The following is a 16189-nucleotide window of genomic DNA, read 5'->3' as shown; positions in this document are numbered from 1 at the left end:
AAAGAATGAGGAAAATACGAGTATGAAAAAGGCAAAACATTATCTGATAGCTTTATTGTCAGGGGTGCTTGTAGCAACTACTGTTTTGTCTGGCTGTGGACAATCTGAAAAAGCAGTATCTGAAAATGATGATCACCTTACTGTGTATCTGTGGGAAAATCGTTTAATGAAAAATATTATACCCTATATCTATGAGCAGTTTCCGGATCAGGATATTGAGTTTATTACCGGCAACAATGATACCGATTTATACAGCTATTTTGAAGAACATGGTGAACTGCCGGATATCATAACTGTACGTCGATTCTCAGGAACAGATGCACAGAATCTGGAGCCGTATCTTATGGATTTTGCTTCTTATGATGTGGTTTCCAGGTATTACTCCTATGCATTGCAATATTATAAAAACTCAAAAGATGAGATTCAGTGGCTTCCTATCTGCGGTATGCCGCAGACGATCATTGCCAACAAGACATTGTTTGAGCAGTTCGGGATCAAGATACCGGAAAATTATAAGGAATATGCACAGGCGTGCCAGCAGTTTTATGATAATGGTATAAAACCTTATTCTCTGGATCTTGCAGAAGACTGGTCTGCTCATGAGGTGATCCAGACAGGTGCAATCGGTGAATTCATGAGTCTGGATGGAATCGAATGGAGAAGCTCAGCTGAAAGTGCATCAGGGGATATTGCGTTTGATGATGCGTTATGGAAACGTATTTTTTCAGAAACCAATACATTTTTGAAGGACTCACATTTTACAAGTGATGATATTAGCGTCGATATTAATACTGCAGCGCAGATGTTCCTTGAGGGAAAAGCAGCAATGTTTCATGGTTATCCGGCACTTATGCAGGAATATCAGGAACAGATGGATGCAGAATTAACCCGTATACCGTTTTTTTCACAGATTTCGGATGAAGCTTTTATAAATATGACCCCTTCTCTGAATATTGCATTCAACAAAGACCTGGAAAAAGATCAGGAAAAACTGGACCTGGCATTCGATGTCCTGGATCGTATGATTTCAAAAGAAGGACAAACGCTGATTGCAGAAGGAAAGGGTGTAATTTCATTAAATGTAGATGTTCCAAACATGATGGAAGATGTACCTGGCCTTGAAGATGAAATTAATAATAATTCTGTTTATATCCGATATTCTGCTCAAAAATCATTTGATGCCAGCCTTAAGGCTGTTCACGGATTATTGTCAGGGGAAATGGATGAAACACAGGCGTATGATGCTTTTCGCAGCACAATGAACAGCAAGGATTCAAAAGAAGAAACCACAGTTAATTTTGAAAACGAATATGCCATTTCGCTAAATGATAAAAACGGTCGCGATGCGGCATCTTCTATTTTAACTACGATCAGAGAAGAAAATGATGCTCAGCTGGCTTTGGTACCATATTATTATTTTACTTCTTCCATTTACAAAGGGGAGTGCACCGGCAGCCGGGTTGCTTTGATGACAGCAAAGAGTTCAGATACACCATTATATCTGGCAAAAATCAATGGCAAAGAGGTTTATGAACTTGCGGAGAAATATCTTGCTGATTCTGATGAGAAATTTCATGTAACCAATAAATATGAATTACCAATTGCATCCGGTATGAAAATAATCGTCAGTCAGGAGGAAAACGGATTCTCATTACAGGACATAGAAGTAAATAAGAAAAAAACAGACAAAGACAAGGAGTACTCTATTCTTCTTACAGACACCACAATGTCTGTTTTGAAAAAAATAAATCCGGAATGTGAGATCAGGCAGCTTAAGGACACAACATTATCAAGTGCATGGACTGCAGCAATGGCAAACGGACAGCAACCGTCAGCACCGGAAGATTATATAGAGGTTGAAAAATAAAAGTGGGAAAAGAACAAGCGATAACAAAAAGAAAAAAGATCATAGTACCATTGTTTTTTTTAATTCTTATACTTTTAAGCTTAATTTTTGTAAAGCTCCTTTTGAACAGGATGAACAGCTATATCGCGGAAAACGGGAAAAGCAGTATGGGAGCTGTTGTTGAACAGATACAGCAGACCTATGATCTGCAGGTGAATGGATACTACAGCCAGCTGCATTTGCTTGAGGATTCTCTTATTCAAGAGGAAGTGAGATCTATTGAACTGGATAGAAACAAGAAGTTCTTTGAGGCATGGCAGAAAGAATCTGAAAGTACACTTATATTTCTCCAGGAAAATGGAAAGGCAATAACCACTGATGGAACAAAACTTCGGGTTGACATGCCAAGTAAACTTTTGTTGGATTTGAGGAACGGATATAATATTGGAAAATTGGTTTCTCTTGATTACAACCAGAAGAAAAAAGATGGTTATCTGGTTGCAATTCCATGTCAGGAATATACGATTAATGGGGAAACTTATACGGCAATTGGAACCTTGTATGATCATTCAAAATTAGATTCCATGTTAAGTGTGAAAAGCTATAACGGGAATGCGTATCTGTTTATGCTGGATAACGACGGAAATATTACTTATACAAATCAGAAAGAAGATAAATTTTTTAGGAACTATTTTTTGTTAAAGCATTTAAAAGGAGATCAGGCTATCACTGAGGAAGAGGCTGATTCTCTTCAAAAAAAGCTGGATGGCAGAGAACAGGGGGTAGAACTTCTGGGAAGTGACAAACCTTACTATCTGGGATACTGTCCGATAGAAAATAATAACACCATGCTGATCTGTATTGTAGAAAAGAGTGTTGTAGATAATGTACTGAAAGATTATCAGAAAACAATAGGATTTACAACATTACTCATGGCAGGTTTTATACTTTTGCTTTTTGCCGGATTATTCTGCAGTATTTCTAGACGCAGTCTTGCTGAGCAAAAAGCTGAATATGAAAAAAGAAATAATGAGATTCAAACGCAGGCAATGAAGGAAATGGAGGAGTCCAATAAAAAACTGAAAAAAGCAAAGGACATTACAACGGAAGCCTTGCAGACAGCTGAAAATGCAAATAAGGCGAAAACAGATTTCCTGTCCAATATGTCACATGATATTCGTACACCAATGAATGCAATTATCGGTATGACGTCATTGATTAGACATGATGCAGGCAATAAAGCGAAAGTAATAGAGTATGCAGATAAAATAGATATTTCATCACAGCATCTGTTAGGAATCATTAATGATATTCTGGATATGAGTAAGATAGAAGCAGGAAAAACAGTTTTTAAATATACAGACTTTTCCATGCCAGATCTTATTGAGGAACTCAATACGATATTTCAGCCACAGATTGCTGAAAGAAATCAGACTCTTATGGTCATAAAAGAAAACATCCGGCATGAGTGGGTAAATGGAGATCAGGTTCATCTGATGCAGATTTTCAGCAACCTGCTTTCTAATGCAGTGAAGTACACGCAGGAAGGTGGAAAAATTCAGTTTCTGGTAGAAGAATGTGAGACAAAGTCATCTGTCTATGCAAAGTACCGTTTCTTAGTCAGCGATAATGGCATGGGAATGTCGGCAGATTTCAAAGAGACGATCTTTGATCCGTTTACCCGTGCTGAAGGTTCTGTGACTAATAAGATACAGGGAACCGGTCTGGGAATGGCTATTACCAGAAACCTGGTTGAAGCAATGGGAGGCACCATAGATGTGGAGAGTGAACTGGGACAGGGAAGCTGTTTTGAGGTTCTCATAGATCTGAGAATTGCAGAGGATAGATCTGTTTCCTCAACAGTACAGGAAGAAAAGAATGAACAGAATGATAATATCTTTCAAGGAATGAGATTCCTGTGTGCGGAGGATAATGAGCTGAATGCAGAAATTCTGACGGAACTGTTAAAGATTGAGGGGGCAGAATGTACCATCTGTGAAAATGGTGAAGAGATTTTGAAGACATTTGAAAAGTCTGCACCAGGGGATTATGACATGATCCTGATGGATGTGCAGATGCCTGTTATGAATGGTTATGAGGCAACGAAGGCAATCCGCAGAAGTTCTCATGAGTTGGCAAAGAAGATTCCGATTATTGCAATGACCGCCAATGCATTCTCGGAGGATATTCAGCATTCTCTGGCAGCCGGTATGAATGCGCATGTTTCAAAACCGGTTGAGATGAGGGTACTGGAAAAGACGATCAGAAGCATAAAAACCGGTGGGGGGGGGGCGAAACTCAAGGCATTAATCAATAACCACTAAAAATAATAATATTATTAATCATAGAGTGTATGGATTCAAATTCCATATGCTCTTTTTCTTTACTTAATTTCAGGAAAAATGCAAAAAATTCAAAAAGATTGCTTTTGACCACTGTAAAACAGGCTCTGAGCGTTTCGTTATATGAAGGGATAATTTTTCTTTCGTATTTCAAAGAAAAGAGGATAAAGAAATGTCAGAAAAAAGATGTTATACAGTTCAAGAGTTACAGGAAATCTTAGGAGTCAGCAGACCTACTATTTATAACCTTTTGAAGAAAAAGGAATTCCGGTGGATCCAGTTGGATGGCGGCAAGTATCGTATCTCCAAGAAGAGTTTCGATGACTGGCTCGATAACTTGGAACAGAATATTGCCCTGGCTAATTTCCGGTGGAAGAAATTATCACAATCCGGAATACGAGGAAGCAATGGAAATATAAAATATCTTACTTTTGATGAAGCTTCCTATCTGGCAAAGGTCAGCAGAAGCATGATCAACAAGTGGGCGGATAAGGGGAAGTTCACAGTCATAAAAGTTGGCAGTCGAGTTAGGATCCTTCGGGATGAATTTGAGGACTGGATGGAACAAAGAGATTTGGAAAGGAGCATGCAATAATATGGCATCAATAAGAGAACGAAACGGGAAATTCAATGTAATCTATTCTTATACGAATGAAAAAGGCGAGAGAAAACAGAAATGGGAAACCTATGAAACAAAAGCCGAAGCAAAGAGAAGAAAAAAGGAAATTGAATATAAAAAAGAGATCTTTTTCATGTTCCCTGCGACTTGGTGAGCTGCTTGGTCTTACCTGGGATTGTGTGGATATCTCTCCTGAAGCAATTGAAGAAAACCGTGCATATGTCTTCATCAACAAAGAATCACAGCGCATAAGAAAAGAATCGTTGAATGCATTGGATGGAAAAGATGTGTTGCTGGTATTTCCGACAAATCATAAGAAGAATTCTACGGTCCGTATTCTGAAAACACCGAAGACAGAAAGCAGTGTACGTAAGATATTCTTACCTAAGAGTGTCGCTAATATGCTGGTAGACTGGAAAGCTGAGCAGGATGAAATGAAAGAAATCTTGGGTGATGAATATATGGACTATAACCTGGTTATGGCAAGTACCTTTGGTCTTCCACTCGGTGATGGAGCAATCCGTGGTCCTTTAAAGAAATTGATCGAAGACTATAATCTCCCACCGGTTGTCTTTCACAGTTTCCGTCATAGCAGTGTTACTTATAAGCTGAAACTGAATGGTGGAGACATCAAAGCGGTACAGGGTGATTCCGGCCATGCTCAGGTCAATATGGTTACGGATGTATACTCTCATATTCTGTATGATGACCGAAGAAAAAATGCAGAACTTTTTGAAGAAGCGTTTTATGAGAAAAAGAATCTGGATCCACAGATGCATGTACAGCAGGAAAATAATAATACTGTTACCGATGAAGTTGATCCGGAACTTCTGGCAAAAGTGTTGGCAAATCCGGAGATGCGGGCATTGCTCAATTCACTGGCGAAGACGATGAAGTAATTAGTCTATCTCCATCATATTTATTGGAATCTCCATCATTTGATGATGGAATGATGGAGATTCAGTTACAAAAAAGTTACAGATATTTTTACTGAATAAAATTTGCCAGTCAAAAACGCATGGACAAACCGTCTCGTATGCGTTATATTATTTATAGACAAGAAAATATCTTGTGCTTTCGATAGAAAGTTTAATTGAATACTGTTTACCATGATCGAACGTACGAAGCATGGTGGTCATATAACAGATGTCGATGGTAATATCAAGGCATTCCCCGATTATTAGCTGGAGCAAACAATCAGCTAACTTGCAGAGCTTTACAGAGCTTGACAGAGGGGGTATTCAGAATAACTCAAATTGAATCGGAAACAGTTTTATATAGTGTCCCATATGGGTTTACCTTACCTCAGATTGACAGAGAGTGACAATAGGTTGGAGCTCTCCTAAGCGAGGGGTCGGAGGTTCAAATCCTCTCGGGGACGTTTGATGGCGGTCCATGGTTCGCAGATAGTGCGGATTGTGGGCTGTTTTTTGTATATAAAAAATCTGTCGAAATTAACTGAAATCACATATTTCTTGACAAAGAGAAAATGTCTTTTTAAAATTATAAAAAAGGGTGAAAATGGGGAAAGGAAAGCAATAAATGTATGGAAAAACTAAGCGTCATGATTGTAGATGATGAACAATGGATTGCACGGTTGGTTGAGGCTCTGATTCGCTGGGATGAACTGGAGATGAGTCTGCAGGGGACTTTTTATGATGGAATGGAGGCATTTCAGCATATTATTTCAGAAAAACCGGATATTGTGATTTCGGATATTAAGATGCCGATGATGGATGGTCTGGAAATGATTTCAAAAGTTCGGCAGGAAGGTATGGGGACAAAATTTATTTTGCTCAGTGGTTATTCTGATTTTGAGTATGCACAGGCTGCATTAAAATATGGAGTTGTAGATTATCTTCTGAAACCGGTAAATGAAAAAGAACTGAATGATATTCTGATGAAGATAAAAAAAAGATGCGAACAGGAATTTGCAAAAAACAAAGAGGAATTTGAGTTAAGGGAAAAGGTGAAAGCAAACCGTTCCCTGGTAGAAAAAGAATTTCTGTTGGCGTTAATGAAACAGGAAGCTTTGAATGTAGAAGTGCTGGAGCAATCGTATTTTGTTCAGATACCGGAAGCTGAAATCAGAGCATTTTGTGTAAAATTGGATTGTTTTAATCTGGAAGAAATAGAAGAATCGGAAAGCCTGTTCATTATTCGAAATATTATTAATAGTTTAGGCGAGTATTTTAACAGTATTTCTGCACATTGGATTATTTCTGATTTCCCGAATCTGAAAATACTGGGAGCACTGAATTATAAGGATGTTTCAGACAGAGATATAGAACAGGATTTCAGCAGATGGATGGCAGATATAAAGAATTATATTTATTCTTTTCAGAATTATGAGATTACAGTCAGTCTCAGTGATGAATATAAAAAAAACAGGATTTCTGAAGCATTGAAGAAAAGTGAAGAAATGATCAGGGAAAGAATTATCATTGGGTCAGGAAAACTCATCACAGAGAAAAGTATAAAGAAACGAAATATATTAAATGAAAAAGATTTGTTTGATATTTTCAGAAATTCTTTTGTTAATGCACTTCACAGTTTCCAAAGTATTCAGGTTTATCGTATTATTGATCAGATATATGACAGGATTGAGCGTGAAAATGGGGATGCTGCTGCATATTACCATTTGTCAGAATTACTGTTTATTACCTGCATCAATGCATATGCGATAGAGTTGAAGGATGCTCAGAGAGAATTCACAGAAAAAATAAAAATTTGCAGAAGTCGGGCAGATATAAAAAAAGTGTTGAAGAAATATATAAAAACATATATGGACCAGGCAGAAAACGAAAAAAAACAATTATCCTATCTTCCAGTCAGAAAAGCAATGGAATATGTGGAAAATAATTACATGGATAAAATTGGATTGGAAGAAATTGCTGAATATGTTGGCCTGAATGCGAGCTATTTTTCGGCTCTTTTTAAAAAAGAGAGTGGAAAAACTTTTCTTTCTTATCTTACAGAAATCCGAATTAATCATGCGAAAGAATTTTTACGTACAACAAATGATACAATGGGAAGTATTGCAGAAAAAGTTGGATACACGGATGCCAGATATTTCAGTCAGTGTTTTGAAAAGATAGTAGGCATGAAACCATCGCTGTTTCGTAAATTATATGCAAAATAAAGGACACTGGTGAAGTAATATCTGTGACAGAAAGAGAGTGTGACAATGACAGATGAGAAAGTAAAATGGATCATCAGATGCTGGGCAATAGAAGCACTGATTCTGCTTATGTATCTGCTCCATCCTGAGCGTTGGCTCCTGTATGTCGGTATTTTGGGAGCCCTACTGTCCACATGGCTGGGCTATCATTTTTTATATAAGAGTGCAAAGGACTGGAATAAAAAACTGGAAAAAATTGTAAGAAACAGTAGCTGGGAAGATTTTCTGGACGATCAGTTGTGGAAATCGGAGTCAGTGAGAGAGTATATAAAGGAAATCGTGGAAGGTCTGATTGAGCAGAACATTCAGAAAGAAGCTTCGGAAGTTTATGATAAGCACGCACAGCTGATTGTTTTGCAAAGTCAGATCAATCCACATTTTTTATATAATACTTTGGATAGCATACGGGGGCAGGCGATTATTAACGGTGAAAAAAATATCGCTGCAATGCTGGAAGCACTGGCAAATTTCTTTCGTTACAGTATCAGCAGAAAAGAAAATCGTGTCACATTTCGAGAAGAAATGGTAAATATGGAAAATTATATAAAAATACAGAATTACAGATTTCAGGGTAAATTTATAGTTGAGGTGGACGAGTCTGCAAAAGCTGGAGATATTCAGGATTGCATTGTTCCCAAGCTGATGCTTCAGCCGATTGTTGAAAATGCCATATTGCATGGACTGGAACAAAAGAAAGAAGGAAGAGTATTGATTATGGCTGATTCAACAGAGGATATTCTTCTGATTACAGTTTCAGATAATGGTGTGGGAATGAGTGAAGAAAAACTGGAGCAGTTGAATCAGGCACTGGAACAGGAACACCTAAATAAAAATAGTAAAAGTACACATGGAATAGCACTTCCCAATGTACATAGCAGGATTCGAAATCTTTTTGGGGAGGAATATGGGATTACAGTTTATTCAACAGAAGGGAAAGGGACTGATGTGGAAATTCTGCTTCCGCGTAGTTCTGGTTATCAGAGAAATATATGAAAAAAAATCAGGTTGCGTTTTATCAGGCATATATTCAGGACCAGAAAGGACAATTTTGTCTTGAAAAAATAAATCTGCTGATTAATCAGGGAGAAGTTATATGCCTGACCGGACTAAGTAATGCGGGAGAAACTGTGATTTTACAGTATCTGTGCGGAAGCGCAAGGAGAATAAAGGGAAAGATCATTATCAATGGACAGGAAATGAAACGGAAATATATTTCAGAAGAAAAAAAGAAATATTTTTATCTGTCTTCAATGGAAGAAATAGAGACGAAGGATCTTAATCTGATGGAATATCTGATGTTGCTTTCACGGGAGAAAATTGGCTTCAAAATATGGGATGAAAAAGAAAATAAGAAAGAAGCGGAAAAATTGCTGCGCAGTGTTGGTATGAATATGGAAGCTACTGTACAGTGTAGAGATCTGAGTACGGTAGAAAAGAGAATACTGTATCTTTTAAGAGCAGTTTATTCTGGAACAGAGATAATTATGCTCCATGATGAATACGAGGATCTTGCAGGAAATGATCTGAACCGGTATGAAAAAATTATCAGAAGAATGAAAGAGAAAGGTTTTTCGTTTATTATTGTGACTAAAAATGTACGGTTTGCAGCGAGATTTGCAGATGTAACCTGTATATTTAAAGATTATCATATAACTAAAAAATTTTATCGAAACCGTAAATCACGGGAAGAAATGTCTATGTTTATTACCAGCCCTGTGGGAATGGCAAATAATAATAACTGGAAACAGAAGGAGAGATATCGTGCAGATATTGTTTTGCCGGGGATGACAGAGCGGCAGACACTTTTTGTTAATGCAGGAGAAATTCTTCTGGTAAAAGTAAAAGATACAGGCAGTCTGATAAATTTATTTTTAACATTATGTGGAAAGAATGCCGGTCTGGAACATATATTTCTGGATGGTAAACGACTGCGTTCGGTTACGTTAAATAATCAATATAAAAATAAGATTATTTTTATCAGGAGTTTTTCAGATTCAGGAGAAGTATTTGAGAATATTTCTGCAGGAGAAAATCTCATGATACCAAATGTAAAAAAAGTACATCCATTTCATTTCAGAAGAATGGAAACAGTTGAAAAAGCCATGGAAAGACAGTTGGGGAATGAGAAAAATCTTTTAATGGAATCAGGACGACTGAAAGTTATATTGGAACGATGGAAAATTTTTGCACCGAAACTGGTAATTTTGCGTATGCCGTTTTTGAATATGGATTATGACTGTCGGCAGGAGATTAATCATTGGATGCAGGATTTGACTCAGGAAGGAACGTCGTTTGTTATCATTACCTCAGAAATTTATGATTATAAAGAATTATATCACCGGATCTGGAATTTTAAGGATGGGGAAAGGAATGAAAGTTAAATATACAAAGTTATTTGACAGAATATATCCATATCTGTTGACAGGAGTGATTTTTCTTATCTTTGGGATCTCACATCAGAGTGTATGGTTTCAGAAAGATGTTATCAATCTTTATATACGTCAGGCGCTTATCTGGTTTCCGGCAGTGCTGGCAATTTTGCTGTTGGCACTTGGAAATGAATTTTATGTGGCAGTAGGAGAACAGATTGCATTTGGAGTATGTATTGCGGGATGTTTAAAAAGCAGGTGGAATTGTCCGGGGAGTCTTATTTTTGCGGTAATATTGTTTGGAATGCTTGGAATTGCCATGGTTTTCAGTAGAGTATACCAACTGTGCAGGATTCGTTTTATCTGGATCAGTATAGCGTTTCAGTTTATTCTGGCTGAAATCAGTACGATGCTTAAGTTTTATATACGTTCAGATGGTCAGGAGACAGAAAAGGTTGAATGGCTGGGTATATTTTTTTTAATAGTTTGCGCTACGGGTGTTTATTTATATTTAAACAGAACTTTATCCGGACGATATTTTTCCATGGGACAAATCGAAGAAAAATATGGAAATTTTCATCCTGAAGTAATAAAAAAGGTGAAAGCAGGTGCACTGTATATTGCAAGTGTTTTAATTGGTGTAACAGCATTTCTGTATTTTTCATGTAGTGGAAGCACATCTTTGGTTCAGGGCAGTTATTTGAATTATACGATTTTACAGGTATTGGGAATTTGCGGATTATATCGTTTATCGAAGAGAAATCTGTTTTTACGTGCAGTATTAGGAAGTCTGGCATTTGTTTTACTTCATGCGGTGGAACAGAAACTTGGTTTTGGCAGCAGGGAAGATATTATTGTCAGTGGTTTTCTGTTTTTGTATGCAATGTTGCAGCGTACGCCAAGGAAGACAGGAACTGTTTCAATTGGGCAGAGGATCAGGAAATATGCATTTTTTTCCATTCCGGTTATGATCCTGGCTGTTGTTTTTCTGTTCCGATGTACAGGAAACAGAGAAACGGTGATGAAGGCAACGGATCAGAAGGTAAAGATTATTATGCCTACGTTGAGTATGGAGTATGAAGCAAGTCTGGCAGACCGTTTACAGAAGTATTTACGGAAGTATGGATTTTATAATATTGACTGTGTCAGTTATGAGCAGGATATGCTAACCTGTATGGAAATTTTGGAAAATTGTATTGTGGAAGACACAGATATTGTCTGTATGTATCCTCTTGATGATTCAGCAGCGGAGATCCAGAAAAAGGTTATGAACGCTGGCATTGGATTGATAACCATTGGCACAGAGAGCAACAGTTATGATTATCTGGTTCGTATGGATTATAAAAAAGCAGGACAGTTTATTGCAGAGATGAGTTATTCCTGGATCATGAGAAACCTTCCGAAAAACAGTCAGATTGCTACAATTGGGACTTATATAAATTCCAATATGGCGGAATTGACAGAAGCAATGAATGACAGGCTTGAAGAGTTGACAGGTGATGATTATGAAATCGTGGAAAAGGCAATTCTGGATGGAACCGGACAGGATGCATCAAGATATATGGAAAGTTTACTGGTGAGATATCCAGATCTGAAAGTAACTGCGGCATATAATGACAGTTATGCACTGGCAGCGGCGGAAGCTTTTCAGATTATGGGAAAAGACAATGCAAATACAGGTGTATTTGGATGTGGAGGAACTTCTCAGGCACTTGAAAAGATTGCGGAAGGAAGTATTATGAAAGGAACTGTTTTTCTGGGAGATGAGGCAAGAAAGTGGGCAGATGCGGCTTATGCGTGGAAAAACAATTCTCTTGATGGAAAAACAGGGAAAACATTTCATATTCCAATTACCAGTACAAATGTAAACCATTATCAGAAAGAGCAGGAAAGCGAATAATGAGAAAAAAAGAAAAGAAAATGCTCTGGAAGCCGCCTTTTATATTTTTTCTGCCTGTAATTGAAATGCTTGTGATTGGATATATAACCGGAAATTTTTTCAGCTTGAATAATATTTTGAATATTATATATCGATTTTCTATGCTGGGACTGGTTGTAATAGGGATGAGTTTTGTAATTCTTTCTGGAGGTATTGATTTTTCCGCAGGGGGCCAGATGGCACTTTCTGGTATGCTAATGGCAATTCTTATTGTTCAGTGCCGTATTCCTTATGCAGCATCTTTTTTTATTACCATGGCAGCAGGGATGTTTCTGGGATATCTGAATGGAAGTATCAGTATGGATTTTGGGATTGAACCTTCGCTTGAAACTTTTGGAATGATGATAATTTTGAATGGTCTCGTATATACGATTTCAGGAGGCCATTCTGTTATGGGAGATGTGAAGGAATTTCAGTTCTGGACAGGTACAGCCAGCAGGATATTTCCAATTGCTTTTTTGACACTTTTTTTAACCTGGGTGACTGGAAAATTGTTGCTGGAAAAAACATATCCGGGAAGATTTCTTCGGGCAGTTGGTGAAAATCCGGAAACTGCGGAATTTATTGGAATAAACAGCAGAAGGATAAAAATATTTGCATATATGATCTGCTCTTTTATGATGACTGTTACAGCTGCTTTTATGATTTGTTATAATCATGCGGCGACTCCATTTTCAGGTTCTGAATATATGAGTGACAGTTTGATTGCCTGCTGTGCAGGAGGATTTTCTTTGAGGGGAGGAAATGGAAGGCTTGAAGAAGCACTGGCAGCTGCACTGGCACTGGTAATTTTTGACGATGGAATTCGAACCCTGGGAGCAAGTCAGGGTATTACAGGATTTATAAAAGCTGTTATGCTGCTTATTGTGCTGGTGATTAATTTTAAAGATAAACTGCAAGAGATGTAGGGATAAGGAAGAAGAATAAAGAAATAAATGCGATACTGTTGTATGAGATATAAATTTCTCGTGCAATAGTATCGCTTTTTTTGTCCCTTTTGCATAAAAAACAAATAAATTAACAAAGAAAACCCACCAAAACAAAAGAATACTACATAACGAAAGGAAAATAGAATTGTTATAATGCACATATAAAACATGGAAAAAATTTGAAATATATTCAAAAAAAACAATAATGCAAGATAAAAAAGGAGGAAAAAGATGTACAAAAGTGAAGAACAGTGGGAGCAGAATGGCATAGACTACAAGGAATGGCATAACGTGCCGGAAAAAGATATTGCATATTATGATTATGCAGATTATACAGAAGAACGTTACCCACTTTCACCGGAAGCCAGTCCGACAGAAGGGACACCGAGAGGAAGAGTAACAGAATATAACTGGGAAAGCAGTCAGGTTTATCCGGGAGTGAAAGGGAAATACTGGCTTTATGTACCGGAACAGTATAAAGGCCAGGACGTATGTCTGATGGTGTTCCTGGATGGAGAATGGTATATTCAGGACAAAGTACCGGAAGTGCTGGACAGTATGATTGCAAAAGAAGAAATTCCGGTTATGATCGGTCTCTTTATCTCACCAGGGGATAAAGGTCCAGGACTTCCAAGATATGGAGGGACAGATAATCGAAGTATGGAATACGATTCTATTGACGGACGTTATGCGGAATTTCTTGAAAAAGAAATTATCAGTAAAATAAAAAAGGATTATAAAATTTCTGATGATGCCTGGAAGCATGGAATCTGTGGGATTTCTTCCAGTGGAAATGCTGCTTTTGCAGCGGCATGGAACCGAAATGATCTTTTTACTAGAGTATTAACTCATGTAGGAAGTTTTACAAATATCAGAGGTGGACATAATTTTCCATCAATGGTACGTAAAGGAAAAAGAAGAAATCTCAGAGTTTTTTTGCAGACAGGAGAGCATGATCTGAATACCTGTTTTGGAGACTGGAAGATTGCCAATATGGATATGGAATCTGCGTTGAAATACAGAGAATATCCGGTACATCTTGTAATTGGACCGGGAGGACATTCCGGACGGTATGGAATGTCGATTTTGCCGGAAAGTTTAAGATGGTTATGGAAAAAAGAAGATAAAAGTGGAAAGGAATAAAAAGATGATTAAATATATATTTAAAAGATTGCTGATGTGTATTCCGATCGTTATTGCTATTACGTTTATAATATTTGCAATTCTTTCTTTTACACCAGGTGATCCTGCAAGAAATAAACTTGGGAACCTGGCCTCAAAAGAAGCAGTAGAAGAATTAAGAGAAGAGTGGGGACTTAATGACCCGTTTCTGGTTCGATATGTAAATTATATGAAGGGGCTGCTGCATGGTGATATGGGAAGATCTTATACAAAAGATACTGTTGTGGCAGAGGATCTTAAGGTTTGTTCAAAAGTAACATTTCCAATGATCATAATTGGCCTTTTTTCAGCTGCGTTGCTGGGAATTCCGTTAGGCGTTTATGCGGCTGTAAAACAATATAGTGTGCTTGATTTGTCAGTTCAGGCTGTGGCTATGTTGCTACAGGCTATTCCGCAGTTTGTTATGGGGCTTTTGCTTATGCTGTTCTGTGCTTTAAAAATGGGATGGTTTCCGGCATCTGGGGACAGTACACCGATGCATTTTGTTTTGCCGTGTATTGCGGTATTTGGTGGTTGCCTTGCAGCGATTGTGCGTTTGACAAGATCTTCTATGCTTGAGGTAATACGTGCAGATTATGTAAGAACAGCAAGAGCAAAAGGAGCGAAGGAGAACAGTATTATATTTAAACATTGTCTCAGAAATGCTCTTTTGCCGGTATTAACTTCTCTTGGTACTTCTTTTGCGGGAATGATTGCGGGAACAGTAGTTGTAGAAAATGTGTTTGCCATGAATGGTATTGGAAATTATCTGCAGCTTGGTATTCTGGCAAAGGATACTCCGGCAGTAATGGGTTGTATCATATTGATTTCAGTAGTTATCTGTATTGTAAATATGTTGATCGATATTGCATATGCACTTATTGATCCTCGTATCAAAGCGCAGTATGTAAAGGGGGCCTGAAAAATCATGGGAAAAAGAAAGAAAAAAGGACAGATCAGGCAAATCTGGAAACGATATTGTAGGAATAAACTGGCAGTTGTGGGACTGGTTATTTTAGGGATTGTTCTGATACTTGTTATTGGAACAAGCCTGTTTGGAAATTACCAGAATGCAGTAGTACAGGATCTGACTGGGCGCTATGCATCTCCGGGAGTTTCTGATGGTGTGTCGTCTTTGTTTGGAAAAGACCAGGTTGGACGTTCAACATTTTGGAGAATTTTATTTGGTGGAAGGATTACATTGATCGCATCTCTCACAATTGTAATTTTATCCATGGTGATTGGTGGAATGCTGGGAGCTGTTGCCGGATTTAGCGGAGGAAAAGTAGATAATGCGATCATGCGTATTATGGATATGGTTTTATGTATTCCATCTCTGTTACTGGCAATGACTATTGTAACTGCACTGGGGACATCTCTGGTCAACCTGGTGATTGCTCTTACGATTGCAACGATTGCGCCGGTAGCAAGAGTGGTACGGTCATCTGTACTGACTGTAAGAGGACAGGATTACATTGAAGCGGCTACAGCATGTGGTTCTACAAAAGCGAGAACGATTTTGGTACAGGTTCTGCCGAATGCAGTTGGACCGATTATTGTTTTGGCGACACTTCTTCTGGCTTCTCAGATTCTGAACATTTGCAGTCTTAGTTTTCTGGGAATGGGAACACAGCCTCCGACACCGGAATGGGGACTTATGGTATCCGATGCGAAACAGTATCTGCGTACTTATCCGATATTAACTATTGTCCCCAGTATTGCGATTATACTGAGTGTAGTATCGATCAACCTGATTGGAGATGGTATTCAGGATGCAATCGATCCGACCTTGAAAAGATAGGG

Annotated in this window: 13 protein-coding genes and 1 pseudogene; all 14 read left to right on the top strand. The window is 37.9% G+C overall.

Annotation, left to right across the window (positions count from 1 at the left end; translation table 11 throughout):
- Positions 1-22: 22 nt before the first annotated feature.
- The 14 genes and pseudogenes from AC04Q6_RS07710 (at position 23) to AC04Q6_RS07645 (ending at position 16187) form a co-directional block, all read left to right on the top strand.
- Positions 23-1867 (top strand): extracellular solute-binding protein, encoded by a 1845-nt coding sequence (locus AC04Q6_RS07710; protein ID WP_476389614.1) that lies wholly within the window; start codon positions 23-25, stop codon positions 1865-1867.
- A 146-nt stretch (positions 1868-2013) separates the two neighbouring features.
- Positions 2014-4170 (top strand): ATP-binding protein, encoded by a 2157-nt coding sequence (locus tag AC04Q6_RS07705; RefSeq protein WP_476389613.1) that lies wholly within the window; start codon positions 2014-2016, stop codon positions 4168-4170.
- A 190-nt stretch (positions 4171-4360) separates the two neighbouring features.
- Positions 4361-4525 (top strand): annotated as a pseudogene (locus AC04Q6_RS07700) (helix-turn-helix domain-containing protein); the annotation flags it as partial.
- Positions 4526-4783: a helix-turn-helix domain-containing protein gene (locus tag AC04Q6_RS07695; protein WP_476389662.1), complete on the top strand. Its 258-nt coding sequence runs from the start codon at positions 4526-4528 to the stop codon at positions 4781-4783.
- A gap of 1 nt (position 4784) precedes the next feature.
- Positions 4785-4961, top strand: coding sequence for a hypothetical protein (locus AC04Q6_RS07690; RefSeq protein ID WP_476389612.1), 177 nt, complete (start codon positions 4785-4787; stop codon positions 4959-4961).
- Positions 4915-5706, top strand: a complete 792-nt coding sequence (locus AC04Q6_RS07685) for a tyrosine-type recombinase/integrase (RefSeq protein ID WP_476389611.1) — start codon at positions 4915-4917, stop codon at positions 5704-5706. Before AC04Q6_RS07690 ends, AC04Q6_RS07685 begins: the two co-directional genes overlap by 47 nt.
- Positions 5707-6353: 647 nt before the next feature.
- The gene (locus AC04Q6_RS07680; RefSeq protein ID WP_119248117.1) at positions 6354-7949 is read left to right on the top strand and encodes a response regulator transcription factor; all 1596 of its coding nucleotides are present in this window, start codon (positions 6354-6356) and stop codon (positions 7947-7949) included.
- A 45-nt stretch (positions 7950-7994) separates the two neighbouring features.
- Positions 7995-8981 carry a histidine kinase gene (locus AC04Q6_RS07675; protein ID WP_476389610.1) on the top strand — a complete coding sequence of 329 codons (987 nt, stop codon included), beginning with the start codon at positions 7995-7997 and terminating at the stop codon, positions 8979-8981.
- Positions 8978-10369, top strand: coding sequence for an ATP-binding cassette domain-containing protein (locus AC04Q6_RS07670; RefSeq protein WP_119248114.1), 1392 nt, complete (start codon positions 8978-8980; stop codon positions 10367-10369). Before AC04Q6_RS07675 ends, AC04Q6_RS07670 begins: the two co-directional genes overlap by 4 nt.
- Positions 10359-12257 (top strand): sugar ABC transporter substrate-binding protein, encoded by a 1899-nt coding sequence (locus AC04Q6_RS07665; RefSeq protein WP_187306447.1) that lies wholly within the window; start codon positions 10359-10361, stop codon positions 12255-12257. The genes AC04Q6_RS07670 and AC04Q6_RS07665 overlap by 11 nt, the downstream gene beginning before the upstream one ends.
- Positions 12257-13204, top strand: a complete 948-nt coding sequence (locus AC04Q6_RS07660) for an ABC transporter permease (protein ID WP_119248112.1) — start codon at positions 12257-12259, stop codon at positions 13202-13204. The genes AC04Q6_RS07665 and AC04Q6_RS07660 overlap by 1 nt, the downstream gene beginning before the upstream one ends.
- A 252-nt stretch (positions 13205-13456) precedes the next feature.
- Complete coding sequence (locus tag AC04Q6_RS07655; protein WP_119248343.1) at positions 13457-14368, top strand: alpha/beta hydrolase; 912 nt, start codon at positions 13457-13459, stop codon at positions 14366-14368.
- Positions 14369-14372: 4 nt separating this feature from the next.
- Positions 14373-15308, top strand: coding sequence for an ABC transporter permease (locus AC04Q6_RS07650; RefSeq protein ID WP_148707926.1), 936 nt, complete (start codon positions 14373-14375; stop codon positions 15306-15308).
- Positions 15309-15314: 6 nt separating this feature from the next.
- Positions 15315-16187 carry an ABC transporter permease gene (locus AC04Q6_RS07645; protein WP_119248345.1) on the top strand — a complete coding sequence of 291 codons (873 nt, stop codon included), beginning with the start codon at positions 15315-15317 and terminating at the stop codon, positions 16185-16187.
- The last annotated feature ends 2 nt before the right edge of the window (positions 16188-16189 follow it).

The sequence above is a fragment of the Blautia sp. HA9023 genome, from assembly GCF_056504095.1.
The sequence above is the reverse complement of the archived record's forward strand: the minus strand, read 5'-3'. Positions and strand labels throughout refer to the sequence as shown.

What these genes read in the sequence shown, in the direction of transcription:
- AC04Q6_RS07705 (WP_476389613.1), top strand. Translation starts at nt 2,014, where the DNA reads ATGGGAGCTGTTGTTGAACAGATACAGCAGACCTATGATCTGCAGGTG.
- AC04Q6_RS07665 (WP_187306447.1), top strand. Translation starts at nt 10,359, where the DNA reads ATGAAAGTTAAATATACAAAGTTATTTGACAGAATATATCCATATCTG.
- AC04Q6_RS07710 (WP_476389614.1), top strand. Translation starts at nt 23, where the DNA reads ATGAAAAAGGCAAAACATTATCTGATAGCTTTATTGTCAGGGGTGCTT.
- AC04Q6_RS07660 (WP_119248112.1), top strand. Translation starts at nt 12,257, where the DNA reads ATGAGAAAAAAAGAAAAGAAAATGCTCTGGAAGCCGCCTTTTATATTT.
- AC04Q6_RS07680 (WP_119248117.1), top strand. Translation starts at nt 6,354, where the DNA reads ATGGAAAAACTAAGCGTCATGATTGTAGATGATGAACAATGGATTGCA.
- AC04Q6_RS07645 (WP_119248345.1), top strand. Translation starts at nt 15,315, where the DNA reads ATGGGAAAAAGAAAGAAAAAAGGACAGATCAGGCAAATCTGGAAACGA.
- AC04Q6_RS07650 (WP_148707926.1), top strand. Translation starts at nt 14,373, where the DNA reads ATGATTAAATATATATTTAAAAGATTGCTGATGTGTATTCCGATCGTT.
- AC04Q6_RS07690 (WP_476389612.1), top strand. Translation starts at nt 4,785, where the DNA reads ATGGCATCAATAAGAGAACGAAACGGGAAATTCAATGTAATCTATTCT.
- AC04Q6_RS07675 (WP_476389610.1), top strand. Translation starts at nt 7,995, where the DNA reads ATGACAGATGAGAAAGTAAAATGGATCATCAGATGCTGGGCAATAGAA.
- AC04Q6_RS07655 (WP_119248343.1), top strand. Translation starts at nt 13,457, where the DNA reads ATGTACAAAAGTGAAGAACAGTGGGAGCAGAATGGCATAGACTACAAG.
- AC04Q6_RS07670 (WP_119248114.1), top strand. Translation starts at nt 8,978, where the DNA reads ATGAAAAAAAATCAGGTTGCGTTTTATCAGGCATATATTCAGGACCAG.